At 65.9% G+C, this 23,473-nt stretch carries 19 protein-coding genes; 11 read left to right on the plus strand and 8 right to left on the minus strand.

The annotated features are described in order from the left end of the window. Positions 1 to 77 precede the first annotated feature (77 nt). The 3 genes from ACFPAH_RS06165 (at position 78) to ACFPAH_RS06175 (ending at position 1,792) form a co-directional block, all read left to right on the plus strand. Positions 78 to 494, plus strand: coding sequence for a hypothetical protein (locus ACFPAH_RS06165; RefSeq protein WP_379742205.1), 417 nt, complete (start codon positions 78 to 80; stop codon positions 492 to 494). Between the two features lie 421 nt (positions 495 to 915). After that, positions 916 to 1,257, plus strand: a complete 342-nt coding sequence (locus ACFPAH_RS06170) for a hypothetical protein (protein ID WP_379742208.1) — start codon at positions 916 to 918, stop codon at positions 1,255 to 1,257. A gap of 115 nt (positions 1,258 to 1,372) precedes the next feature. Next, entirely contained in the window at positions 1,373 to 1,792 is a 420-nt protein-coding gene (locus ACFPAH_RS06175; protein WP_379742211.1) for a hypothetical protein, read from the plus strand. Positions 1,793 to 1,870: 78 nt separating this feature from the next. Here ACFPAH_RS06175 and ACFPAH_RS06180 read toward each other — a convergent pair whose 3' ends face one another. Continuing rightward, positions 1,871 to 2,248: a DUF5329 domain-containing protein gene (locus ACFPAH_RS06180; RefSeq protein ID WP_379742213.1), complete on the minus strand. Its 378-nt coding sequence runs from the start codon at positions 2,246 to 2,248 to the stop codon at positions 1,871 to 1,873. Between the two features lie 124 nt (positions 2,249 to 2,372). Between ACFPAH_RS06180 and ACFPAH_RS06185 the strand changes: the two genes are divergently transcribed. Both ACFPAH_RS06185 and ACFPAH_RS06190 read left to right on the plus strand, forming a co-directional pair. Further along, the gene (locus tag ACFPAH_RS06185; protein ID WP_379742216.1) at positions 2,373 to 2,852 is read left to right on the plus strand and encodes a hypothetical protein; all 480 of its coding nucleotides are present in this window, start codon (positions 2,373 to 2,375) and stop codon (positions 2,850 to 2,852) included. A gap of 119 nt (positions 2,853 to 2,971) precedes the next feature. After that, positions 2,972 to 3,928, plus strand: coding sequence for a sensor domain-containing diguanylate cyclase (locus tag ACFPAH_RS06190; RefSeq protein WP_379742218.1), 957 nt, complete (start codon positions 2,972 to 2,974; stop codon positions 3,926 to 3,928). Positions 3,929 to 4,016: 88 nt separating this feature from the next. Here the strand turns inward: ACFPAH_RS06190 and ACFPAH_RS06195 are convergent, their stop codons facing one another. Beyond that, on the minus strand, positions 4,017 to 5,657 hold the full coding sequence (locus ACFPAH_RS06195; RefSeq protein WP_379742221.1) for an alpha-glucosidase: 1,641 nt from the start codon (positions 5,655 to 5,657) through the stop codon (positions 4,017 to 4,019). 247 nt (positions 5,658 to 5,904) lie between these two features. On the opposite strand from ACFPAH_RS06195, the gene ACFPAH_RS06200 reads away from it, so the two are divergent. Together ACFPAH_RS06200 and ACFPAH_RS06205 are read left to right on the plus strand one after the other, a co-directional pair. Next, positions 5,905 to 7,515 (plus strand): oligopeptide:H+ symporter, encoded by a 1,611-nt coding sequence (locus tag ACFPAH_RS06200; RefSeq protein ID WP_379742224.1) that lies wholly within the window; start codon positions 5,905 to 5,907, stop codon positions 7,513 to 7,515. A gap of 214 nt (positions 7,516 to 7,729) precedes the next feature. After that, entirely contained in the window at positions 7,730 to 10,441 is a 2,712-nt protein-coding gene (locus tag ACFPAH_RS06205; RefSeq protein WP_379742227.1) for an alpha-1,6-glucosidase domain-containing protein, read from the plus strand. Positions 10,442 to 10,506: 65 nt separating this feature from the next. Here the strand turns inward: ACFPAH_RS06205 and ACFPAH_RS06210 are convergent, their stop codons facing one another. After that, positions 10,507 to 11,514 (minus strand): sodium-dependent bicarbonate transport family permease, encoded by a 1,008-nt coding sequence (locus tag ACFPAH_RS06210; protein ID WP_379742230.1) that lies wholly within the window; start codon positions 11,512 to 11,514, stop codon positions 10,507 to 10,509. Between the two features lie 92 nt (positions 11,515 to 11,606). Between ACFPAH_RS06210 and ACFPAH_RS06215 the strand changes: the two genes are divergently transcribed. Beyond that, positions 11,607 to 12,491: a LysR family transcriptional regulator gene (locus ACFPAH_RS06215; RefSeq protein ID WP_379742233.1), complete on the plus strand. Its 885-nt coding sequence runs from the start codon at positions 11,607 to 11,609 to the stop codon at positions 12,489 to 12,491. Positions 12,492 to 12,495: 4 nt separating this feature from the next. Here the strand turns inward: ACFPAH_RS06215 and ACFPAH_RS06220 are convergent, their stop codons facing one another. Both ACFPAH_RS06220 and glk read right to left on the minus strand, forming a co-directional pair. After that, positions 12,496 to 13,314 (minus strand): alpha/beta hydrolase, encoded by an 819-nt coding sequence (locus ACFPAH_RS06220; protein WP_379742236.1) that lies wholly within the window; start codon positions 13,312 to 13,314, stop codon positions 12,496 to 12,498. 46 nt (positions 13,315 to 13,360) lie between these two features. Continuing rightward, positions 13,361 to 15,214, minus strand: coding sequence for a glucokinase (gene glk / locus ACFPAH_RS06225; RefSeq protein ID WP_379742239.1), 1,854 nt, complete (start codon positions 15,212 to 15,214; stop codon positions 13,361 to 13,363). Positions 15,215 to 15,439: 225 nt separating this feature from the next. Here glk and ACFPAH_RS06230 point away from each other — a divergent pair, with 225 nt between their 5' ends. Beyond that, entirely contained in the window at positions 15,440 to 15,922 is a 483-nt protein-coding gene (locus ACFPAH_RS06230; protein ID WP_379742993.1) for an AAC(3)-I family aminoglycoside N-acetyltransferase, read from the plus strand. 164 nt (positions 15,923 to 16,086) lie between these two features. Here ACFPAH_RS06230 and ACFPAH_RS06235 read toward each other — a convergent pair whose 3' ends face one another. From ACFPAH_RS06235 to ACFPAH_RS06245, 3 genes are all read right to left on the minus strand, one after another. Beyond that, complete coding sequence (locus ACFPAH_RS06235) at positions 16,087 to 17,751, minus strand: alpha-amylase family glycosyl hydrolase (RefSeq protein WP_379742242.1); 1,665 nt, start codon at positions 17,749 to 17,751, stop codon at positions 16,087 to 16,089. A gap of 28 nt (positions 17,752 to 17,779) precedes the next feature. Continuing rightward, a complete protein-coding gene (locus tag ACFPAH_RS06240; protein WP_379742245.1) occupies positions 17,780 to 19,411 on the minus strand; it encodes an alpha-D-glucose phosphate-specific phosphoglucomutase in 1,632 nt (543 codons plus the stop codon). Positions 19,412 to 19,601: 190 nt separating this feature from the next. Then, the gene (locus ACFPAH_RS06245) at positions 19,602 to 20,942 is read right to left on the minus strand and encodes an MFS transporter (RefSeq protein WP_379742248.1); all 1,341 of its coding nucleotides are present in this window, start codon (positions 20,940 to 20,942) and stop codon (positions 19,602 to 19,604) included. A gap of 275 nt (positions 20,943 to 21,217) precedes the next feature. Between ACFPAH_RS06245 and ACFPAH_RS06250 the strand changes: the two genes are divergently transcribed. Then, positions 21,218 to 22,528, plus strand: a complete 1,311-nt coding sequence (locus ACFPAH_RS06250) for an MFS transporter (protein ID WP_379742251.1) — start codon at positions 21,218 to 21,220, stop codon at positions 22,526 to 22,528. A gap of 24 nt (positions 22,529 to 22,552) precedes the next feature. Next, positions 22,553 to 23,410 (plus strand): alpha/beta hydrolase, encoded by an 858-nt coding sequence (locus ACFPAH_RS06255; protein ID WP_379742254.1) that lies wholly within the window; start codon positions 22,553 to 22,555, stop codon positions 23,408 to 23,410. Positions 23,411 to 23,473: the final 63 nt, after the last annotated feature.

Raw genomic sequence — 23,473 nt, forward strand, 5'->3', positions numbered from 1 at the left:
TACAATAGGTCCGCAATCGGCCAGAATCGGTTATCCGATTCGACCGCTCCTTGTCATAACCTTTTTGGAAGCAACGCATGCCAACTCAGCTCATCTTTAACTTTTGCGAAGAAACGATAAGAGCTTCGTTTCGTTACCTTATGATCCCTACAGCATTTGCAGGGATGGTAATGCTTGGCGGATGCGGTGCGCTCACTCGAGTCGACATGGCCACCTATCAAGCCGAGTACGCGCAACTCTACCCCATGGGCATGGATCACGCAGCGGCAGTGCGGAAGATCGAAGCTGCAGGCTATTCGTGTAAGCAGGCGTATGACTATAGAACGCTTGTGGACAATGGCGTAGAAGTACCCGTAAAGTTCCAGTCCTGCTCCAAGGCAAGTTTCGAGCTGATGTGCCCGCAGAGACGCTTTATATGGTTCAAATTCAGAACATTGGACAATAAGGTAATCCAAGTCGACGAGCCGAAGATGATCGAGCAAAGTTGCTTTTAGTCGAGATTCCTCATCGGTTAGTAAGGCTATCGAATCTCCCCTAATAACTCGAAAGCCGACGCAGCGGGCAGGTCTGCAAACGGCCAAGAGCGGACCTTGGACCAATCATCTAATGGTCCACGCGTACGGCTTAATCGCCGAACAATTCTGCTTCCACATGAAGAAAACCATACGCTACCTTGTCATATTCCTTATCTTCTTACTGCTCGCTCTTTGGATCGTCGCCCCCAGACAGTTCGAGTTGCTGCTGTTTATACCCTATGTATTCTTCCAGGCCTGGATAGACAGGTGAACCAGATAAGCTTCACTAATGAGGTCCGGTTTGGGTCGTTAGCAGACGCTACACTAGGTCCGCAAACGGCCAGAAGCGGACATGAGCAAGGTAGTTGTTTGACTCAGCGATGGCACCCTTGGACCACCTATGACACCTCGTGAGATCACCTCTGCGATGCACCGGCTCTTCCAGCATGAAACCGGAGGAAATGAACCCTGGCGTCATCTTATGAAAGATGGCGCACTGGATCGCGGCTTGTGTGACCGACTTCTCGAGGACTACATCTCTGACAACGAGGTTGTTGTATTCGCAGATCCTCGCCACGCTCTTCAGTGCAAGCGGATCGATGCGAGCAGGTACATTGATGAGTTCATGAAGCTTGGCTATGTAAAGATCGCTAACCTTACCTTTTCATCGAAAGTGGTAATCGCACCTATCGGCGTGGGGCAAGGTTTTTCGAAAAGAAGTTTGCCTCTGTCTTCCACCTAACAATGTCCGCTTCGGGTCGTAAGCGGACGCTGCAATAGGTCCTGTTCAACCGTGCGCAGGATCGCGCGCAAGCGCCGCATACTGTCTGCCTCCGACGATTTGCACAGGATCAGCCATGTCAACAGTCAACCTGGATGAGCTCGAACAGGCGGCCATGCTGGTCGAGGATGGCGGGGGCGCGGTGACGGCCATGGTGGCGCGCGACACCGGCATGGTCCACCTGCTGAACGACGAGTACATGGACGAGGAGGCGCCGATGCCCTCCTCCTCCGGCGACGACGGGCGCTATGTGCCGGTGCCGCCCGCCGGCACCCTCGGCATCGGCGACGAACTCGTGCTGCGCTTCGCCGCCGCGCACCTGGCCGAGGACCAGTCCCTCGTCCGTGACCAGTTCCGCGAGCGCGATATCGAAGGCTTCGCCCGCCTGCTGGAAGAGCGTGGCGCCGGAGAAGCCTGGGAACGTTTTCATGCCGACGCCACACGGAGCGCGCTGCGCCGCTGGTGTGAGGAAAACGGTTTGGAGGCGGCGGACTGAACAGCAGCGCTGGTGTGCTCGCGGTGGAGTCAGGAGCGGATCGCCGCCCGCTCCACCCTACCGGTATGAGGGCAGGTTTTATTTGCCCGTCCGCGCCCGAAACCGCGCCAACTCCCCTGTCAGGTACGCCGCGCTGGCCACCGGCTCCCCTTCCCCGCACCGCACCAGGTAATCCCTGCCGCTCATGCTGCTCTCGGAGGCCGCGCGCGCGATGAAGGACTCGGCATTCGTGACCAGGTCACGCTTGAGCAGGTAATCGTATTTCCTCTGCAGGTGCCGTTTGGCCTCGGCGCCGTCGTGCCAGCTGCCGTTGCGCTGGAACTGGCAGCCGGGCCTGGTCACGTAGTCGAGCAGGTGCGCGATCTCGGCCTGGGCGCGCGGATCGGGCGCGGCGCCGGCGCTGCCGTGCAGGGCAACAGCGAGCAGGATGGCGGCGGCGGTTCGGTACGGGGTCATCGTCGTTTCTCCTCTTGGGCAGGTTCGACTCTAGCACCCGTTGCCGGCGCGCGGCGGACGGCCCGATCATTGCCCGGCGGTCACACTTCGGCTAGTATGGCCGCTCGCTTTCACGAGGTTTTCCATGACGCCACGCGGCCTGTTTCCTGCCCCTGCTTCCCTGCGCCTGCTGGCGTGTTCCGCCCTGCTCGCCGCCGCCCTCGCCGGCTGCAAGGACAAGCCGGCAACCCCGCCGCCGGCGCCGGACCCGAGCGTCGTCCAGCCCGCGCCGGTCCCTGCGCTGACGAAGGAACAGGCGATGGCCGCCCTGCTGGCGCTGCCGGAGGTCAAGGCCTGGTCGGACGAGATCGAGAAGCGCTCGCGCGGCCAGGCGCATGGCGCGATCATCGAAGACGACCCGACCCCGCGCATGCTCAATGGCAAGCGCTATTGGCAGATGAGTTTCGTGGAGAACCGCAAGCAGTCGGTGCAGCGGCGCGAGAGCTTCCTGGTGGCCTATGAAGGCGGCGAGATCCTGGTCGAGGACCTGCAGGACGATACGGTGCTGCCGCTCGACGACTGGCGGCGCAGGATCCACCGGGTGCAGTTGAAATCGGCGGATTAGCGTAGCTGTGCCCTGCCTGTTGTCCGGCGTACTCACTGCAAGGGGGTGGCGGCGATGATGCTTGACCGAAGTTCATGCTTCCAGTAATCATCGACCCACCTTCATTCACCGTGCATACCATGACCGCCTGGCCCCCTCCTTCCCAGCCCGTCGCCTGCGACGACCCCGGTGTCTATCGCACCCTGCTCGAATCGACCCGCGCGATCCCCTGGCGCATCGAGTGGAGCACCTTACGCTTTACCTATATCGGTCCCCAAATCGAGCAATTGCTGGGCTGGAGTCCGTCGAGCTGGCAGTCGGTCACCGACTGGGCCGACCGCATTCATGAAGAGGACCGCCAGAAAACCGTGGACTTCTGTGTGTCCCAGTCGCAGCAGGGCGTGGACCACGAGGCGGACTACCGGGCGCTCACGCGCGATGGCGACCAGGTCTGGATCCGCGACGTGGTGCATGTCGTGCGGCGCCCGGACGGCAGCGTCGATTCGCTGGTCGGCTTCATGTTCGACATCACGGCGCGCAAGCAGGCCGAGGACAAGATCCTGCAACTACAGCGCGAACTCGAGATCCTGTCCTACCGCGACAGCCTGACCGGCGTCGCCAACCGCCGCCTGTTCGACACCCTGTACGCCGCCGAATGGGCCAGGGCGCGCGACAGCGGCGAGCCGCTGTCGCTGGTGGTGATCGACATCGATTACTTTAAACAGTACAACGACCATTACGGCCACGTGCAGGGCGACGACTGCCTGCGCCGCGTGGCCCAGGCCATCGACGCCGCGGCCTCCCGCACCGGCGACCTGTGCGCGCGCCTGGGCGGCGAGGAATTCGTGCTGCTGCTGCCATCCACGGACGAGGACACCGCGCGCGGCGTGGCCGAGCGCTGCCGCAAGCTGCTGCGGCAGCAGGAGCTCCCGCATGCCCGTTCGGGCGTGGGTCGCCTGGTGACGGTCAGCATGGGCATCGGCAGCATCGTGCCCGGCGTCGACGACGCACCCGATGTCTTCCTCGACCGGATCGACCGCCGCCTCTATCAAGCCAAATCGGCCGGGCGCGACCGCGTGTGCGACAGCGAAGCCTGAGCGGGCGTCATGTACCGCGTGGACCCAGGAGTCCACCCTGCCGAAATTCAGGCGCTTGAGCCGCCCGCATGGGCGGCTCTCCCGGCGCTCAGGCCGTCGTGCCGAACCAGGCGCCGTAGGCCGGTAGCGTCACCTTGCCGCCCGCCGCTTCGCCCGGCAGGCCGTGGCCTTCCAGGTCTTGCACAGAGGCCGTCTCCGGCCAATCAAACGTGACCGGCGCATTCGACAGGTTGAACGCGGCCAGCACGGTCGGCTCGCCGTCCAGCGTGCGGCGCAGCGCCAGCACCGGTTCCGGCGCGTCGAAGAAGGAGATGCCCCCGCGCGTCAGCTGCGGCAGCGAACGGCGCCAGTGAATGATGCGGCGCGCGGCGTTCAGGGCCGAACCCGGATCGTTTTCCTGCACCGAGGCGGCGGCGGCCAGGTGGGGCTCGGCCACCGGCAGCCACGGCGTGCCGCTGGTGAAACCGGCGTTCGGCGCCTCGTTCGTCCACGGCATCGGCGTGCGGCAGCCGTCGCGGCCCTTGAATTCGGGCCAGAAGGTGATGCCGTACGGGTCTTGCAGCAGTTCATACGGCACGTCCGCCTCCGGCAGCGCCAGCTCGTCGCCCTGGTACAGGCAGGGCGTGCCTTTCAAGGACAGCTGCATCGCCAGCACCATCGCCGCGAACGACACCGGCGCATCCTCGCCCTTCCAGCGCGTCACGACGCGGATGGCGTCGTGGTTGCCGACCGACCAGGAAGCCCAGCCGCCTTTGACGCGCGCTTCGAACTCCTCGACCTGGGTGCGGATGTGCCTTGCCGTGAATTCCGGGGTCAGCAAATTAAAGCTGTAGGCCATGTGCAGCTTGTCGCCGTCCGCGGTGTACTCGGCCATGCAGCCCAGGGCGTCGTCGGCGCCGACCTCGCCGATCGAGACCGCGCCGTATTCGTTGAGCAGCGCGCGGATCTTGCGCAGGAAGGCGATGTTCTCCGGGCGCGTCTTGTCGTAGATGTGCGCCTGCATGCCGTAGGGGTTGACGTCGGTGACGGAGGCCGTGTCGCGCTTGGTGGCCGGCGGGTTGCTGCGCAGCTCAAGGTCGTGGAAGTGGTAGTTGCAGGCGTCCATGCGCACACCGTCGACGCCGCGCTCGAGCCAGAAGCGCAGCGCGTCCAGGTGGGCCTGCTGCACGTCCGGATTGTGGAAGTTGAGCTGCGGCTGGCTGGCCAGGAAGTTGTGCATGTAATACTGTTTGCGCCGGCTGTCCCAGCGCCATGCGGCGCCGCCGAAGACCGACATCCAGTTATTCGGCGGGTTGCCGTCCGGCGCCGCGTCGGCCCACACATACCAGTCGGCCTTCGGGTTGTCGCGGCTGGAGCGGCTTTCGACGAACCACGGGTGGGCGTCGGCCGTGTGCGCCATCACCTGGTCGATCATGATCTTCAGGCCCAGGCTGTGCGCCTTGGCGACCATCGCGTCGAAATCGGCCAGGGTGCCGAACAGCGGATCGACGTCGCAGTAGTCGGCGATGTCGTAACCGAAGTCCTTCATCGGCGACTTGAAGTAAGGCGAGAGCCAGACGATGTCCACGCCCAGGCCGGCGATGTAGTCGAGTTTCGCGGTAATGCCGGGAATATCGCCGACGCCGTCGCCGTTCGAGTCGAGGTAGCTGCGCGGGTAGACCTGGTAGATGATGGCTTCGCGCCACCACTCGGGCTTTTGGGTGGAATTCTGCGTGGAAGTCTGGGTCATGACGGATGATCTTGGTTGAGGGTTTTTAGGCAATATACAGCAGGTTTTTCAAACTTACAATCGGCGCGCCCCTTGTAAATATCACCATATTTCCTTTGCATTCAAAGACTTATATGCAAATAAAATTTGCACCCAAAAACGTCTAAGTAGCAAAACTACAAACGCGCTGCGATGCGTCACATTTTCCTGTTGCAAAGACCGCACTCGCGTCATAGCATCCCGGGCTGATCCATTTGAAAGACGCGCCATGAGCCAGCCGATACCCTCCGATACCTCCGGGCGCATGCCCCGCCAGATCCCCTATATCATCGCCAACGAAGGCTGCGAACGCTTCAGCTTTTATGGCATGCGCAACATCCTGACGCCCTTCCTGATCTCGACCCTGCTGCTGTTCCTGCCGGAGTCCGAGCGCACCGGCGAAGCCAAGCACGTGTTCCACACCTTCGTGATCGGCGTCTACTTCTTCCCGCTGCTGGGCGGCTGGCTGGCCGACCGCTTCTTCGGCAAGTACAACACCGTCTTCTGGCTCAGCCTCGTGTACTGCGCCGGCCATGCCTGCCTCGCCATTTTCGAGGACAACGTCAACGGCTTCTACCTCGGCCTGGCCTTGATCGCGCTCGGTTCCGGCGGCATCAAGCCGCTGGTGTCCAGCTTTGTCGGCGACCAGTTCGACCAGACCAACAAGGGCAAGGCCAAGCTCGTGTTCGACGCCTTCTACTGGATCATCAACTTCGGCTCCTTCTTCGCCTCGCTCCTGATGCCGCTGTTCCTGAAGAACTACGGCCCCGCGGTGGCTTTCGGCATCCCCGGCATCCTCATGTTCATCGCCACCGTCATCTTCTGGAGCGGCCGCCGCAAGTACGTGCACGTGCCGCCTGCCGCGCCCAGCCCGCATTCGTTCACGCGCGTGGCGCGCACCGCCCTGCTGGCCCGCAAGCCCGGCCAGGGCCGTCCCGGCCTGACCATCGCGCGCATCGGCGTGGCCGGCGCCATCGTGTCGCTGGCGATGTCGCCGCAATGGGGCTTCGTGATCGCCGCCTGTACCGCGCTGGTGCTGCTGCTCGCCTTCGGCGGCCTGGGCACCTCGATGCAGCTGGAACGCGCACGCGGCGCGCATCCCGACGAGGCGGTCGACGGCGCGCGCGCGGTGCTGCGCATCCTGGTCGTGTTCGCGCTGGTCACGCCCTTCTGGTCGCTGTTCGACCAGAAGGCCTCGACCTGGGTGGTGCAGGCCAATTCGATGATCACCACCTTCTCGATCTTCGGCAACGAGTTCACGCTGCTGCCGGCGCAGATGCAGGCCTTGAATCCGCTGCTGGTGATGATCCTGATCCCGTTTAATAACATGGTGCTGTTCCCGGCGCTGCAAAAGCTCGGCCTCACGCCGACCCCGCTGCGCCGCATGACGGCCGGCATCGCCTTCTCGGCCCTGTCCTGGCTCGTGATCGGCACCATCCAGGTATCGATGGATGCCGGCACCCCGACCTCGATGGCCTGGCAGATCCTGCCGTATGCGCTGCTGACGATGGGTGAAGTGCTGGTGTCGGCCACGGGCCTCGAGTTCGCCTACAGCCAGGCGCCAGCCTCGATGAAGGGCACCATCATGGCGCTCTGGAGCCTGGCCGTCACGGTCGGCAACCTTTGGGTGCTGGTCGTGAACGCAGCCGTGAAGAACGAAGCGGTGCTGGGCACGATCGCCAGCTCCGGCATCGGCGTGATCGCCTTCCAGATGTACTTCTTCGCGGGCTTTGCGCTCCTTGCGGCGCTCGCCTTCGGCCTGTACGCGAAGCGCTACAAGATGGTCGACTACTACCGCAACGCGGAGGGCGCCGCCGCGCCGGCCACCGCCAAGGCCTGATTCTCTCAGGCTCCCGCACAACGCCCGCCCCTCCGGCGGGCGTTTTTTTTATCCAGTACGCGAGCAACCGTAGGGTGGAGTCCGACTCCACCTTTCTACGCACGCCGCCCAAACACTAGTAGAATTACATCGATCAACGACCAGCCGGCAGCGTATTTACCAGTATTAGACTGCCATTTGTAGCTTAACTACGTAAACCGTCCAACTAGCGCCCATGATCCGATACGCCTGTGCCGCCCTCGCCGCCGCCACCTGCTCCGCCCACGCGGCCATCCCGCTGCAAGCCTGCGACACGCCCTCCTTCGCCACCGTGCTGCACCCGGCCGCGCAAGGCTTCGAGGCGCGCGCCGTCTGGCTCGACAAGCGCCTGGCGCAATGGCCCGGCATGGCCGGTGAAGGCGTGTTCCGCCTGTATCACTCGCCGGCCGGCGCGATCAAGGCGGCCGCCGGCGCCAGGGTGACGGGCGCATCGGGTTCGCTCGCCTTGCGCGTCTTCGACGGCAAGTTGCCGGCCGCGGCCGAGCGCTTCAAGTACGTCGGCGCGGGCGCGGTGCTGGCCGTGCAGGATGCCGACCTGCCGCGCCTGGCCGCGCTGCACCGCGAGCAGCTGGTGCTGGTGCGCGAAGCGGCGGACGGCAGCGTGCTGGCCGCCACCCGCCTGCAAAGCGCCGGCGCCCTCGACGACCTGTACGCGGCCGCGGCAAACGTGCCCGACCTCGGCGCCACCCCGGCTGGCAAGCGCACCGGCTTCAAGCTCTGGGCGCCGACCGCGCAAGCGGCCACCGTCTGCGTGTACGAGACCGGTTCGAGCCGCGCAGCCGCCGTCCACCCGCTCGCCTTCGACGAGCGTACCGGCGTGTGGGGTGCGAGCCTGCCGCAGGACCTGTCCGGCCGCTACTACAAGTACGCCGTCGATGTCGTGGCCGGCGACGCCGGGCTGGTGCGCAACTTCGTCACCGACCCGTATTCGGTCAGCTTGAGCACCGACTCGAAGCGCAGCTACATCGCCGACCTCGATGCCCCCGCCCTCAAGCCGCGCGGCTGGGACACGCACCGCGTGCCGGACACCGTCAAGGCGCAGCCCGACATGACCGTCTACGAACTGCACGTACGCGATTTTTCGCGCGACGACGCCACCGTGCCGGCCCACAAGCGCGGCAAGTACACGGCCTTCGGCGAAACCAGGTCGGACGGCATGCGCCACCTGCGCATGCTGGCGCAGGCCGGCCTGACCGACGTCCACCTGCTGCCCGTCTACGACATCGGCAGCGTCCCCGAAAAAAACTGTGCCGTTCCCAAGCCAAAAGGCGCGCCCGACGGCACCACCCAGCAGGCGCTGATCATGAAGACGGCGGACCAGGATTGCTATAACTGGGGCTACGACCCGTACCACTACAATGCGCCGGAGGGCAGCTACGCGAGCGACCCGCTTGACGGTGCGCGCCGCATCGTCGAGTTCCGCGAGATGGTGCAAAACCTGCACGGCGCCGGCCTGCGCGTCGGCATGGATGTGGTCTACAACCATACCTTCCGCTCCGGGCAACAGGAAAAGTCGGTGCTCGACCGCGTGGTGCCGGGCTACTACCACCGCCTCAATGAAAAAGGCGCCGTCGAGCAGTCGACCTGCTGCGACAACACGGCCACCGAGAACACGATGATGGCCAAGCTGATGATCGAGTCGGCCGAGCTGTGGGTGAAGCATTACAAGATCGATTCCTTCCGATTCGACCTGATGGGCCACCAGCCGCGCGCGGCGATGGAAACCCTGCAGGCGCGGGTCGACCGGGCGGCCGGGCGCCACGTGCAGCTGATCGGCGAAGGCTGGAACTTCGGCGAAGTGGCCGATGGGGCCCGCTTCGTGCAGGCCTCGCAACTGTCCCTGAACGGCAGCGGCATCGGCACCTTCAGCGACCGCGCCCGCGATGCCGCGCGCGGCGGCGGCGCCGGCGACAGCGGCGAGGCCGTGATCAAGCAGCAGGGTTACATCAACGGCCTGGTGTACGACGCCAACGCGCGCGCCGACAAGCGTCCCGTGCAGGACCTGATGGCGGCCGCCGACATGATCCGCATCGGCCTGGCCGGTACCCTGCGCAGCTATCCGCTGACGACCTTCGACGGCAGCACCCGCAAGCTGGAAGACATCCGCTACGGCAGCCAGCCGGCCGGCTATGCCAGCCAGCCGGGCGAAACCGTGAACTATGTCGAGAACCACGACAACCAGACCCTGTACGACGCCAACGCCTTGAAGCTTCCCCTCGCCACCTCGACCGCCGACCGCGCCCGCGTGCAGGTGCTGGGCCTGGCGATCAACGCCTTCAGCCAGGGCGTGGCGTATTACCATGCCGGCGTCGAGATCCTGCGTTCGAAATCGCTGGACCGCAACAGTTTCAATTCGGGCGACTGGTTCAACCGCGTCGACTGGACCTACCGGACGAACTACTTCGGCACCGGCCTGCCCCCGAGCCCCGACAATGCGAAAGACTGGCCGCTGTTCCAGCCGCTGCTGGCCAACCCGGCCCTGCGCCCGGCGCCCGCCGACATCGCCTTTACCCGCGACGCCTTCCGCGACCTGCTCACCATCCGCGCCGGCTCGACCCTGCTGCGCATGCGCACGGCCGAGGACGTGGCCCGGCGCCTGCGCTTCTTCAACGTCGGCCCGCAGCAGGAACCGACCGTGATCGCCGCCCAGCTGGACGGGCGCGGCTACGCGGGCGCCGGGTTCGCGGGCATCCACTACCTGATCAACGTGGACAAAGTCGCGCACGTCGTCGCCGACCCGCAGGCACGCGGCAAGCGCCTGCGCCTGCATCCGGTGCACACCGCCCCTGGCGCCGGCGACAAGCGTGCCGCCACGGCCCGCTTCGACGCCGCCAGCGGCAGCTTCAGCATTCCGGCGCGTACGGCCGTGGTGTTCGTCGAGGACTGATCGGGGTCATGGCGCGCGGCGCGTCACGCCGCCGCGCATGCTCGCCGTCCTGATGGGGCGCTAGCTCATCCCAGCACGGCGCCAGCGACGGCGGTATACACCGGAATGCCGAACAGGATGTTCAAGGGGAAGGTAATCCCGAGCGACATGCTGAAATACACCGACGGGTTCGCCTCCGGGATCGAATAGCGCAGCGCCGCCGGCACCGCGATATACGAGGCGCTGGCGGCCAGCACCATCAGCAGGGCCGCGTTGCCCGGCGCCAGGCCGAGCACGGCCGACAGGCCCAGGGCCAGGCTGGCGTGGACCAGCGGGGCGAGCGCCGCATAGGCGAGCAGCCAGCGCGACTGGCCGCGCAGCTTGGCGAGGTTGCGCGCGGTCAGCAGGCCCATGTCGAGCAGGAAGAAGGCCAGCATGCCCTTGAACAGGTCGATCGAGAACGGGGCCATGGCCGCCTTGCCGGCTTCGCCCGTCAGCAGGCCGACCAGCATCGCGCCCAGCAGCAGCAACTGGGTGCCGTCCGTGAAGGACTCGTGCAGGATCTTGCCGAGCCCTGTGCGCTGCCCGTTCCCACCGCCCAGCACGGCCGCGCCGCCCGCCGCCGGCAGGCTCACGGGCACGGCTGCCGACTGGCGGATGCCGTTCGCCAGCACGACGGCGATGAGGATCGCCGGCGACTCCATCAAGGCCATGGCGGCCGCCATGTGCCCGCCGTAGGCGACCTGCTGGACGTCGAGGTATTGGGTGGCGGTGATGAAGGTCACGGCGCTGACCGAGCCGTAGGTGGCGGCGACCGCGGCGGCGTCGAACGGGGACACGAAGCGCTTGAGCAGGCGATAGGCCAGCATCGGGATCGCGGCCGCGAGCAGGATCGCCGCGCCCAGGCTGGCCGCGACCTCCGCGGTGAGCCCGGACTGCGCCAGCGCGAAGCCGCCTTTCAGGCCGAGCGCCATCAGGAGGTACAGGGACAGGAAGCGGGAAATCGGCTGGGGAATGTCGAGGTTGGACTTGAGGCAGCCGGCCAGGATGCCGAATGCGAAAAACAGGATGGCGGGATCGAGGAAGTTGGACATGTGCTCGTCTTCGTTAAAAGGTCCTGCATCCTACCCGCTGTCGAGCATCAAGAAAAATCGATTATCATGATGGGCAGAATAGAGAAATCCCTATGAATGCCACTTTCCGCCAGCTGCGCCTCTTCCTTGCATTTGCCGAACACCTGAGCGTGACGGCGGCCGCGCGCGCCTGCCACGTGACCCAGCCGACGGCCTCGATGCAGTTGCGCGAGCTGAGCGACGGGGTCGGCGTGCCGCTCTACGAACAGGTCGGCAAGCGCCTGTACCTGACCGCGGCCGGCGAGGCGCTGGCGCGCACGGCGCGCGCCATGATGGACGAGTGGACGGCCTTCGAGCAGCACGTCGACGGGATCAAGGGGATGACGCGCGGGCGCCTGCGGCTGTCGGTGGTCAGCACCGCGAAATATTTTGTCCCGCGCCTGCTGGGCAGCTTCTGCGCCGCCTTCCCCGACATCGACATCGCGCTCGAGGTGCTGAACCGGGACGGCGTGCTGCGCCGCCTGCGCGACAACCGCGACGACCTCTACATCATGTCGATGCCGCCGCAAGACCTGGAACTCGAACGCCACGCCTTCATGGCCAATCCGCTCGACATCATCGCCTCCGCCTCCCACCCGCTGGCCGGGCACGGCCGCATCGCCCTGGCCGAGCTGGCGCCGCTGCGCTTCATCCTGCGCGAAAAGGGATCGGGTACGCGGCTGGCCTGCGACAAGCATTTCAAGGCGCTGGGCTTCAGGCCGGACATCCGCATGGAACTCGGCAGCAACGAAGCAGTCAAGCAGGCGGTTGCCGCCGGCCTCGGGCTCGGCATCATCTCGCGCCATGCGCGGGCACCGGCGCCGGCCGACGAAAACCTGGCCGTGCTCGATGTCGACGGCTTTCCCGTGCAGTCGAACTGGTGGACGCTGTACCGGAAAGGAAAAAAGCTGTCGCCGGTGGCGACGGCCTTCCTGCAGCACCTGGAGCAGGCCGGCTGACGCCTCAGGGCGAGACGGCCGCCGGTTTGAAGGCCGCGCGGAAGGCCTTGAGCGCGGCAGGATGGAACACCGTCGCGTGGGTCTCGCCGGGCCATTCGTCGTAGCTGACGCGCAGGCCACGCTGCTCCAGGCCCGCCGCGAATGCGGCGCCATCGGAAGGCCGCCCATCGGCACTTGCCGCGATATGCAGCAGCTTTCCGGCGCTGGCTGCCGGCGGCCGGGTGCGCATCTGCTGCGCCAGCCGGCCATGGTTCCACCACAGGCTCGGATCGACGGCAATGTAGCTGTCGAACAGGCCGGGTTCCAGCATCCAGGTCTCGACCACGAACAGTCCCCCCAGCGATTCGCCGACGATCGCGCGTTCGCGCGTGACCCGGTAGCGCTGCTCGACCTGGGGAATGAGCTCGCTGCGGATGAAGGTCCGGAACGCGGCCGAGCCGCCGACGCGCGGCGCGATCTTGCGGTCCTCCGGATTGTCGGTGGGACCGGTCAGGTCGCGCCGGCGCTCCGTGTTTTCGATACCGACCAGGATCAATGGCCTGAGCGTGCCATTGCCGGCCCCGACCTGGAGCAAACCGGCGATGTGCAAGAAATCTTCGTGCAGGCCGCCGTCCGGCATGTAGAGCACGGGAAGCGGCGTGTTGGCGGGCGCGCCTGGCGGGACGTAGACGTTGATGCGGCGCGTCTCGCCGAGCGCGGCGGAGTGGATCGTCCAGGTCTCGCCGATCGACAAGGGCTGCGCCGGAGACGGCGCAGCGGCATGCAGGGCCGTGCAGAACAGGCAGGCGATCAAGGCGGCAAAGAAGGTGCGCAGATGTAGCATCGTCGGGCTTTCGTCCAATAAAAAACCGGCGCGGGCGCCGGCGTCATCACACGTCCAGGTGCGAAATGAGCAGTTTTCTCTGCTCGATATCGCCGTCCTGGCCGGCCTGGCTGCCGAGCGAAATCCCGACCGCCATGATGTCGATCAGGAGCAGCTGGAGGATGCGCGAGATCATCGACAGGAAGGTGGTGCTGTCCTCGGCGTGGTCCACTGCCAGGCACACGTTGGCCTTTTTCGCCAGCGCCGACTTGCTGCTGGTGATGGCGATCACGCTGGCGCCGGCCTTGCGCGCCGCGTCCACGGCCGACAGCAGTTCCGGCGCCTGGCCGGCGGTGGAGATGGCGATCACCACGTCGTTCGGTTTCAACAGTTCGGCCGCCAGCGTGAACAGGTGGGCGTCGCCGTGGGCCGTGGTCGGGATGCGGAAGCGGAAGAATTTATGCTGGCCGTCGAGCGCCACCACGCGCGCATTGCCCATCGCGTAGAACTCGACCTTGCTGGCATTGCGCAGGAGCGCGATGGCGCGGTCGATCGCGTGCACGTCGAGGCCGTCGCGGAATTTCAGGATGGCCGACACCGTGTTGTCGATTACCTTGGCCGACAGATCGTGGGTGCTGTCGCTCATGCGCACCTGGCTGTGACGCACGGGGATCGAGCCGGTCAGGCTGCCGGCAAACTTCAGCTTGAATTCGGCCAGGCCCTGGAAGCCGAGCGAGCGGCAGAAGCGGATCACGGTCGGCTGGCTGACGTCGGCCAGGCGCGCGATCTCCGCGATCGGTTCCGAGAGCACCTTGCGCGGATGCTCGAGCACGAGCGCGGCGACACGCTGCTCGGCCGGCGACAGTTCGTGCTGCAGGTGCTGCACGCGTTCCATCAGCGTGTTGGCGCCGCTGCGCCCGCGCAGGTGTTCCGACAGGATGGTCGAGACGCCGCGCAAGGCAGGATTGGGCGTCATGATGACGTAGGTCGGGATCTGCGCCAGGTAGTCCGAGAAGCGCCCTTTCGCCTCGAAGCGGGCGCGGAACGACGAGGTCGCGAACCACTGCGCGATACGCGGCACGATGCCGCCGCCGATGAAGATGCCGCCGAAGGCGCCGAGGGTCAGCGCCAGGTTGGCGGCTGCCTCGCCGAGCATGCCGGCGAAGCAATCGAGCACTTCCAGGCACAGCGGGTCGTTCTGTTCCAGCGCGCCGCCGATGATCTCGGCCGCGTTGCGGCTCGGGGCCTCGACGCCATTCTTCTCCGCCAGCGCGCGGTAGACCAGTTCCAGGCCGGGGCCGGACAGGATGCGCTCGTTCGAGACGTGCTGCCACTCGCGCCAGGCGTATTGCAGGATGGCGAACTCGCGCTCGTCGCCGGGCGCGAAGTTCACGTGCCCGCCTTCGCTGCCGAGGGTAACGAAGCCGTCGGCGGTCGGGATCACGCCCGACACGCCCAGGCCGGTGCCGGCCCCGAGCACGCCGGCCACCGCATGCGGCTGCGGCTTGCCCTCGCCGACCTGCAGCACGTCGCCGGCACCCAGGCCGGGCAGCGCCATCGCCAGCGCGGTGAAGTCGTTGACGATCACCAGCGTGGACCAGCCCATCGCGCGCCGCACTTCGTCGGTCGAGAACTGCCAGTCGCGGTTGGTCATGCGGACCATGTCGCCGCTGATCGGGTTGGCCATGGCGAAGCCCGCATGCGAGATGCGCTCGTGGCCGTGCTCGAGCAGGTAGGCGTTCAGCAGCGGCACGATGCCGCTGTAGTCGTCGCAGCGCAGCACCGCCGTCTGGCGCAGCACGCCGGGCGCCGTCTCGAGCGCCAGGCGGGCATGGGTGGCGCCGATGTCGGCCAGCAGGCGCGGACCGTCGGCATAGGAAGCACGGCTGTTTTTTTGTTCGATTTCTGGTTCGGTGATCATGGTGATGCGCTACGGCTGGGGTAGGTCTGGAGCGGTGTAGGATAGCATTGTTTGATTGCTACCAAGTCGTCTTTTACGGGCAAAAATCTCGTCGGGACTGGCGGCAATCGTTTCCCGCCTGTCGGCGTGCGGGCACGCGAAGCCCTACACTGGCCAGGCAAGTCGATTCATCAACCGGAGGGCCCGGACATGTCCGGACGCGACGATACGCAAACACCAGACGACATGCCGCCTGGCGGCCAGGATGGCATTCGCCAGCTCGGACCACCGGACGCCGGCCTGATGGACGCGGTGCTGCACTTCTTTGGCGAGGCATTCGGCGATCCGGCCTCGTACACCGCGAACCGGCCGAGTGCCGGCTACCTGCGCAAGCTGCTCGGAAGCGACAGCTTCATCGCGCTGGCGGCCTTCGACGGCGGCGCCATCACCGGCGCCCTGTGCGCCTACGAACTGCGCAAGTTCGAGCAGGAGCGCAGCGAGATCTACATCTACGACCTGGCAGTGGCGGCAACCCACCGGCGGCGCGGGGTCGCCACGGCGCTGATCGGGTCGCTCCAGGACATCGCCGCCGCGCGCGGGGCCTGGGTCATCTTCGTGCAGGCCGATACCGAGCCGGAGGACGAACCCGCCATTGCGCTGTACAGCAAGCTGGGCACACGCGAAGATGTGCTGCATTTCGATATACCCGTCACCCGAACGGCGGATTGAACGTGCGCCAGGAATGACGGACGGCGGGTGGAATGCAAGCCACTAGAAATCCAGCGCGACAAATCGCCTGCCGGTTGAACGCGTGGGCGGCGTTGAAGCCGCCGACACGCAGATGGCCCGTGTGGAGCCGACCGCCACCCTACAGTTCGGCGCGTGGACGCGCCTCACTCCTGCCCGATCAGCACCACCTTGTTGCGCGTCTCGAACTGCACCTTGCCGCCCTTGACGACGGCGCGCGTGCCCGAATACCAGTCGCGCACGGTCTGGCCGTCCATGAACACGCCGGTCACGGGAATCGCGGTCGGCTTGTCCTGCGGCAGGTCGAGGGCGACGACCACGCGGTCGACGCCGGCCTTCGTTTCCCAGGTGCGCTTGAAGACATACGGATGGTGCTGGATCATGCGGTGCACGCCCGCGCCCACGGCCGGATGCGCCTGGCGGAAGCGGCCCAGCTTGGCCCAGTGTTCGCGCACGTCCTGCACGCGGTTCAGGCCGCGCTCCGCGTTCGATGCCAGTTCGTCCCAGTTCATGAACGAGCGCAGCGTGGCGTCGCCCTCGGCGCCCTCCACCTTCAGCAGGCGCGCCGTTTCGTCGCCGTAGTAGATCTGGGCGGCGCCCGGCGCCAGCAGCAGTTTATTCGCCGTTTCGTAGGGGCGCTGGCGCAGCGGGTCGTAGGGCTGGCCGTCGTCGTGCGAGCTCAGGTAGTTGAGCACGGAACTGCCCTTCAGCGGCCCCTGCAGGGCTTCGGAGTAGGCGCTGAACACCTTCTCGTAGCTCTCGACCGCATCGGTCTTGAGGGCGAAGTTGATCATGCTGTCGAAACCCTGTGCCGGGTAGTCGACCTGCATGCCGCCCAGGTCGTAGGCGCGGCCGTCCTTGATGCCGTAGCCGTAGATCTCGGCCGTCATGTAGAAAGGCGTATCGCCCAGCTTTTTCGACGGATTCGCCTTCTTCCACTCCTCGAAGGCCTGGCTCGACACCTTCTTGAGTTCCTTCCACAGGCCCGGCTCGGTGTGCTTGACGGTGTCGGCGCGGAAGCCGTCGATGCCGTACTTGCGCACCCAGTCGGCGTGCCATTTCATGAGGTAGTAGCGCGGCGCGCGCGGGTAGCCGGTGCGCTTGAAGAAGTCGTCGAGTTCCTTGACCTCGCGCTCGTAGCGCCCTTCGCGCTTCCACTTCGCCACCAGCTGCGGCGGCAGCGCCACCGGCTTGTCGCCGCCGGTGCGGATGTCCGGCAGGTTCTTCACCAGCGTGCAGTCGATCGTCGTGCGCGCATCCTTGTAGGTGCACGTCGGACCTGTCCTCACCCACTCCTGCGGCCACACCGGGTCCTGCGCCGTCACCGGGCCGGTATGGTTCATCACCACGTCGAGCAGCACCCGGATGCCGTGCCCGTGCGCCGTGTCGACCATGGTCTTGAACTCGGCCTCGGTGCCGAGGTTGGCGTCGATGCTGGTGAAGTCGCGCGCCCAGTAGCCGTGGAAACCGTAGCTCTTGCCGGTGCCTTCGTCGGTGCTGCCGTGGATCTGTTCCACCGGCGGCGTGATCCACAGCGCGGTCACGCCCAGCTCGGTGAAATAGCCCTCCTTGATCTTGGCCGTGATGCCGGCGAAGTCGCCGCCCATGAAGCCGCGCAGCGTGGCCGCGTCGGCCTTGCGGCCGTAGGCCAGGTCGTTGGCCGGATTGCCGTTGTTGAAGCGGTCCGTCAGCAGGAAGTAGACGGTCGCGTTCTCCCACACGAAAGGCTTGGCTGGAGCGTTCCAGGGCGCGGCGGCGTGGGCCGAACCGAAGGCGAGCAGCAGGGAGACGGCAAGTGCGGGCAGTTTCATGGATATCCGTAAATGAGGAATTGAAAAATCAGGTGATCACGCTCGGCATGTTGCGGCCGGTGCGCCGGCGCAGGCCGGACACCGCGTCGGCAATCGTCACCAGGCTGGCCAAGGCCTGTTGCGTGTCGAGCGCATGCCGGCTGGGGTCGGCCTCGTAGCGCTCGAGGTAGACGCGGATGGTGGCGCCTTCGGTGCCGGTGCCGGACAGGCGGAACACGATGCGCGAGCCGTCGCTCATGATGATGCGCACGCCCTGGCGCGAGGCGACCGATTGGTCGACCGGGTCGGTATAGACGAAATCGTCGGCTTGCGCCACGCGGAACCCGCCCAGCTCCTGGCCGGCCAGCTGCGGCAGCTTTTCGCGCAGCGCGGCCATCATGGCGTCGGCGGCGCCGGCGTCGACCGCCTCGTAGTCGTGGCGCGAATAATAATTGCGCCCGAAGCGCGCCCAGTGCTCGCCGACCAGCTGCTCGACCGATTTATTCGTGGCGGCCAGCATGTTCAGCCAGAACAGCACCGCCCACAGGCCGTCCTTCTCGCGCACGTGGTTTGATCCGGTGCCGTAGCTTTCCTCGCCGCAGAGGGTCACCAGGCCGGCGTCCATCAGGTTGCCGAAGTACTTCCAGCCGGTCGGGGTCTCGAAGCAGTCGATGCCGAGGGCCTTGGCGACGCGGTCGGCGGCCTGGGAGGTCGGCATCGAGCGGGCGATGCCCTTGATGCCGCCTGCATAGCCGGGGGCGACGGTCGCGTTGGCGGCGATGATGGCCAGGCTGTCCGATGGCGTGACCGCGATGCCGCGGCCGACGATCATGTTGCGGTCGGCGTCGCCGTCCGAGGCGGCGCCGAAGTGTGGCGCATCGGGGGCGGACATGAGCGAGATCAGTTCGGCGGCGTTGACCGGGTTCGGGTCGGGGTGGTGGCCGCCGAAATCCTCCAGCGGCTCGCCGTTGATCACGGTGCCGGCCGGGGCGCCGAGCACGCCTTCCAGGATCGCTTTCGCATACGGGCCGGAGACGGCGCTCATGCCGTCGAATTTCATCGTGAAGCCGCGCGCGAACAGGGCGCGGATGGCATCGAAGTCGAACAGGCGTGCCATCAGCTCGGCGTAGTCCGCCACCGGGTCGATCACGTCGACCTGCATGGCTTCGAGCGTGGTCGTGCCCACGGCGTCGAGATCGACCGGCGGCGCGTCGCTGATGCGGTAGCTGGAGACGGACTGGGTATGGGCGAAGATCGCTTCGGTGATCTTTTCCGGGGCCGGGCCGCCGTTGTCGATGTTGTACTTGATGCCGAAGTCGCCGTCCGGGCCGCCCGGATTGTGGCTGGCCGAGAGCACGATGCCGCCGAACGCCCCGTGCTTGCGGATCACGCAGCTTACCGCCGGCGTCGACAGGATGCCGCCGCGCCCGACCAGCATGCGCGCCACGCCGTGGGCGGCCGCCATGTGCAGGATCGTCTGGATCGCGCTGCGGTTGAAATAGCGGCCGTCGCCGCCCAGCACCAGCGTGCGCCCGGAACAATCGCCCAGGGTCTGGAAAATCGCTTCGACAAAGTTCTCGAGGTAGCCAGGCTGCTGGAATTCGGTGACCTTCTTGCGCAGGCCCGAGGTGCCAGGGCGCTGCCCGGCGAACGGCTGCGTCGCCACTGTCTGGATCGTCATGCTTCGCTCCTGTAGCTGGATTCGTCGTTTGTTAGTAAAACGCTACGATACGCCAGGAGCAAAAACGGTGGCGCGCAGGCCCGGCCTTGAGCGTCAAACAAAGCCCCCAGGGCAAGGCGCCTCGTCGAAGACAGTACGCTAGTACGGCGAGACGAGTGCAACGCAGCCATGGGGGGTTTGTTTGGCGCTCTCAGTTCCGGGCCTTGTCGGTCACCGCCAGGGTCAGCAAGGCCGCGATGCCCATGCAGGCGCCGCCCAGGGCGACCGTCTGCACCGTGTGGCCGTTGAAGAATTCGCGGGTCACGAAACCGAGCAGCAGGCCGCTGACGATCTGCGGGATCACCACGAAGAAGTTAAACAGGCCCATGAAATAACCCATGCGCTTGGCCGGCAGCGAGCCGGCCAGGATCGCATACGGCATGGTCAGGATGCTGGCCCAGGCGATGCCGACGCCGATCATCGGCAGCATCAGCATCTCCCGGGTATCGATCAGGGCGATGCTGGCCAGGCTCAGTCCACCGATCGCCAGGCAGACCGCGTGCACGGTCTTGCGGCTGGTGGCGCGCGCGAACACCGGCAGGATGAAGGCGGCCAGCGCCGACACGCCGCTGTAGACCGCGAACATGATGCCGACCCAGTTGCCTGCGTCCTGGAACGCGGCCGACTGGGCGTCGCGGGTACCGTAGACGGAATCGGCGATCGCGCTGCCGGTGTAGATCCACATCGCGAACAGCGCGATCCAGGTGAAGAACTGCACGAAGGCCAGTTGCACCATGGTCTTCGGCATGCGCGCGAAGCCGCCCAGGATTTCGGCGAAGGCCACCTTGATGTTGCGCGCGTGCTGGCGCTCCTTCTGGAAGCTGTCGAGGTCCGGCGGCGGCAGTTCGTCGGCCGTGAAGACGGTCCAGCTGACAGCAAGCATGAACACCAGGGCGCCGGCGTAGAACGAATAGCGGACGGTCTCGGGAATGCTGCCGTCGACCGGCACGTTCGACACGCCCAGGCTGGTGAAGAGGGTCGGCAGCAGGGACGCGATCACCGCGCCACAGCCGATGAAGAAGGTCTGCATGGCGTAACCGGCGGTCTGCTGCGAGACGTCGAGCTTGTCGCCGACAAAGGCGCGGAACGGCTCCATCGACACGTTGATGGCCGCGTCCATCATCCACAGCACGGCCACCGCCATCCACAGCGCCGAGGAGTTCGGCATCAGGAACATCGAGATCATCGCCAGGACGGCGCCGATGAAGAAGAACGGGCGGCGCCGGCCCCACTTCGGGTGCCAGGTGTTGTCGCTCAGGTAGCCGACGATCGGCTGCACCAGCAGGCCCGTGACGGGCGCGGCGAGCCAGAACAGGGCCAGGTCGTCCGGATCGGCGCCCAGGGTCGAAAAGATGCGGCTGGTGTTGGCGTTTTGCAGGGCGAAGCCGAACTGGATGCCGAAGAAGCCGAAGCTCATGTTCCACAGCTGCCAGAACGACAGGCGCGGCTTGAGCGCGTTGGCGTGCATTTCCGCTTTTGCTTGTACTTCCATTCTTGTCCCCAGTCGGCCCGGCATCCAGGCGCTGTTATGTGTGGCGAACGCGCAACCAGCCGTCTTCGATGCCGGGCCGGGCACGGGATCGGTAAGCTGGCTGGGGAGCGTCCCCGTCCGAAAGGCCATGAGGACGGGCTGTTGCAAGGTGAGTTTGTAGCAAAATAACATGGTGTTTTCCGAGTGTCAATCGAAGACAGTCAGGGTAGAATCAGCGCAGCGACAATTGACTAAAGCGCATTTGTAGTCAAATAACATAACGACACGGAGACATCATGCTCGACATGCAGCGCCGGCTGAGCAAACCCTTTTATGCGTTGACCAGCTTGCCGGCCACGGCGATGGGCTTCGCGCTATGCATCCAGATTTCCGCCCTCAGTTGGCTGCTGAGCACGAAATACCACCTCGACATCCACGAGATCGGCATCGTCTGGGCGGCCGGTCCCCTGGCCGGTATCCTGGGCCAGGTGATCATCGGCTTCATCAGCGACAAGACCTGGTTCTGGGGCGGGCGGCGCCGGCCCTTCATCCTGATCGGCGGCGTGCTCGCCGCCCTCTCCGTGTTCCTGCTGCCGCGTATCGAGGTCGTGGCGGATCTGCTCGGCATCGGCAACCTGCTGGTCGTGGCCGTGATCATCGCGCTGACGCTCGATTTGTCGATCAACATCAGTTTCAATCCGACCCGCTCGCTGATCGCCGACGTCACCCCGGACGGCGACGCACGCACCCGCGGCTATACCTGGATGCAGACGATTTCCGGCTTCTTCGGCGTGCTGGCCTACCTGATCGGCGCCTTCATCGACAACTACGCGCTGATCTCGGTCGGCGTCGTGATCGTGCTGGCCTTCTCGGTGCTGCCGGTGTTCCTGGTCGAGGAGCCGCGCACGCTGGAGCCAGGCAAGGAGGACATCGTCACGGCGACGACCGCAGTGGCGGACCCCGCGGCGGCGGACCGCACCGACTGGGGCCAGCTGTGGCGGCTGTGGGCGGCGCATGCGTTTACCTGGTTCGGCGTGCAGTCGATGTTCGTCTACATCATTTCCTTCATCCAGCAGCACGTGGTCGCGCCCGGTGCCACGCCTGAACAGGCCGCGGCGCAGTCCGGTCACGTGATCGCGATCTCGTTCGCGGTGATGAACGTGGTCGGCTTCCTGCTGCCGGCGCTGGTGCTGGCGCCGCTGGCGGCGCGCTTCGGCCGCGTGCGCACGCAAGCGGCCTGCATCGGCATCATGGCGCTGGCCTATTTTGCCATCGCCCTGTTCGCGCGCACGCCGGGCATGCTGTACCTGCTGATGGCGGTGGTCGGCATCGGCTGGGCGGCGGTGGTCAGCCTGCCGTTTGCGATCATGAGCGAGCAGGTGGACAAGCGCCGCATGGGCTATTTCATGGGCCTGTTCAACCTGTCGGTGGTGCTGCCGCAGCTGGCGACCACCGTGGTCGGCTATGTGCTCAAGGACGCCCTCGACAAGAGCCTGCTGTTCATGATTTGCGGCGGCTGCCTGGCCGTCTCGAGCGTGCTGTGGCTGCTGGTGCGCGAGCACCAGGGCGCACAGGCCGGCGCGCCGGCGCTGGCCGCTTCACACTGATTCCAATCATAAAGGACCTGCCTGATGCCATCGATCCGCGCCCTCTTCCCCTGCCTGCTGATGCTGGCGCTGTCCGGGCCGGCCGCGGCGGCCGACACCGCCGCGCCCGCCAAAGCCTCGACCGCCCTGCCCGGCGTCAGCCTGCTGCCTGAAGCGCTGGCCATGCCCGGCCTGGACCGCAAACGCCAGGTACGGCTCTACCTGCCGCCCGGCTACGCCAGCTCCGGCAAGCGCTACCCGGTGCTCTACATGCACGACGGCCAGAACCTGTTCGACAACGCCACCGCCTATGCCGGCGAATGGAAGGTCGACGAGACGCTGGACGCCTTGTCGAAGGAAGGCAAGCTGGAACTGATCGTGGTCGGCATCGACAACGGCGGCGACAAGCGCATGACCGAATTGAATGCCTGGGACAACCCGCGCTTCGGCGCGGCCGAAGGGCGGGAATACACGGACTTCATCGTCAAGACCCTGAAGCCCCTGGTCGACGCCGGCTACCGCACCCTCCCGGGACGCGCGCACACGGCCATCATGGGCAGCTCGATGGGCGGCCTGGCCTCGCACTACGCGATCGCCCGGTATCCGCAGGTGTTCGGCAAGGCCGGCGTGTTTTCCCCGGCCTACTGGACGGCGGCGCCCGCGTTCGAGTTCATGGCGCAGCGCCCGCTGCCGAAGGACGCGCGGGTCTACCTGCTGATGGGCGGGAAGGAAGGCGAGACGATGGCGCCGGACGTGGAGCGCATGGCGCAGGTGGTGCGCGCCAGCGGGCATCCGGCGCGCAATACGGTATTGAAAATCGTGCCCGAGGCCGGGCACAACGAGGCCTTCTGGGCCGGGGAATTGCGCGAAGCGCTGTTGTGGATGTTCGCGCCGGCGAAATAATGTCGGGATCATTCGGACGCCGGTTGAACGCGTGGGCGGCAAAGCCGCCCACCCTACGTCCTT

The organism is Massilia sp. GCM10023247 (assembly GCF_042653325.1).
GTDB lineage: Bacteria > Pseudomonadota > Gammaproteobacteria > Burkholderiales > Burkholderiaceae_D > Telluria.

What these genes read in the sequence shown, in the direction of transcription:
- ACFPAH_RS06165 (WP_379742205.1), top strand. Translation starts at nt 78, where the DNA reads ATGCCAACTCAGCTCATCTTTAACTTTTGCGAAGAAACGATAAGAGCT.
- ACFPAH_RS06170 (WP_379742208.1), top strand. Translation starts at nt 916, where the DNA reads ATGACACCTCGTGAGATCACCTCTGCGATGCACCGGCTCTTCCAGCAT.
- ACFPAH_RS06175 (WP_379742211.1), top strand. Translation starts at nt 1,373, where the DNA reads ATGTCAACAGTCAACCTGGATGAGCTCGAACAGGCGGCCATGCTGGTC.
- ACFPAH_RS06180 (WP_379742213.1), bottom strand. Translation starts at nt 2,248, where the DNA reads ATGACCCCGTACCGAACCGCCGCCGCCATCCTGCTCGCTGTTGCCCTG.
- ACFPAH_RS06185 (WP_379742216.1), top strand. Translation starts at nt 2,373, where the DNA reads ATGACGCCACGCGGCCTGTTTCCTGCCCCTGCTTCCCTGCGCCTGCTG.
- ACFPAH_RS06190 (WP_379742218.1), top strand. Translation starts at nt 2,972, where the DNA reads ATGACCGCCTGGCCCCCTCCTTCCCAGCCCGTCGCCTGCGACGACCCC.
- ACFPAH_RS06195 (WP_379742221.1), bottom strand. Translation starts at nt 5,657, where the DNA reads ATGACCCAGACTTCCACGCAGAATTCCACCCAAAAGCCCGAGTGGTGG.
- ACFPAH_RS06200 (WP_379742224.1), top strand. Translation starts at nt 5,905, where the DNA reads ATGAGCCAGCCGATACCCTCCGATACCTCCGGGCGCATGCCCCGCCAG.
- ACFPAH_RS06205 (WP_379742227.1), top strand. Translation starts at nt 7,730, where the DNA reads ATGATCCGATACGCCTGTGCCGCCCTCGCCGCCGCCACCTGCTCCGCC.
- ACFPAH_RS06210 (WP_379742230.1), bottom strand. Translation starts at nt 11,514, where the DNA reads ATGTCCAACTTCCTCGATCCCGCCATCCTGTTTTTCGCATTCGGCATC.
- ACFPAH_RS06215 (WP_379742233.1), top strand. Translation starts at nt 11,607, where the DNA reads ATGAATGCCACTTTCCGCCAGCTGCGCCTCTTCCTTGCATTTGCCGAA.
- ACFPAH_RS06220 (WP_379742236.1), bottom strand. Translation starts at nt 13,314, where the DNA reads ATGCTACATCTGCGCACCTTCTTTGCCGCCTTGATCGCCTGCCTGTTC.
- glk (WP_379742239.1), bottom strand. Translation starts at nt 15,214, where the DNA reads ATGATCACCGAACCAGAAATCGAACAAAAAAACAGCCGTGCTTCCTAT.
- ACFPAH_RS06230 (WP_379742993.1), top strand. Translation starts at nt 15,440, where the DNA reads ATGCCGCCTGGCGGCCAGGATGGCATTCGCCAGCTCGGACCACCGGAC.
- ACFPAH_RS06235 (WP_379742242.1), bottom strand. Translation starts at nt 17,751, where the DNA reads ATGAAACTGCCCGCACTTGCCGTCTCCCTGCTGCTCGCCTTCGGTTCG.
- ACFPAH_RS06240 (WP_379742245.1), bottom strand. Translation starts at nt 19,411, where the DNA reads ATGACGATCCAGACAGTGGCGACGCAGCCGTTCGCCGGGCAGCGCCCT.
- ACFPAH_RS06245 (WP_379742248.1), bottom strand. Translation starts at nt 20,942, where the DNA reads ATGGAAGTACAAGCAAAAGCGGAAATGCACGCCAACGCGCTCAAGCCG.
- ACFPAH_RS06250 (WP_379742251.1), top strand. Translation starts at nt 21,218, where the DNA reads ATGCTCGACATGCAGCGCCGGCTGAGCAAACCCTTTTATGCGTTGACC.
- ACFPAH_RS06255 (WP_379742254.1), top strand. Translation starts at nt 22,553, where the DNA reads ATGCCATCGATCCGCGCCCTCTTCCCCTGCCTGCTGATGCTGGCGCTG.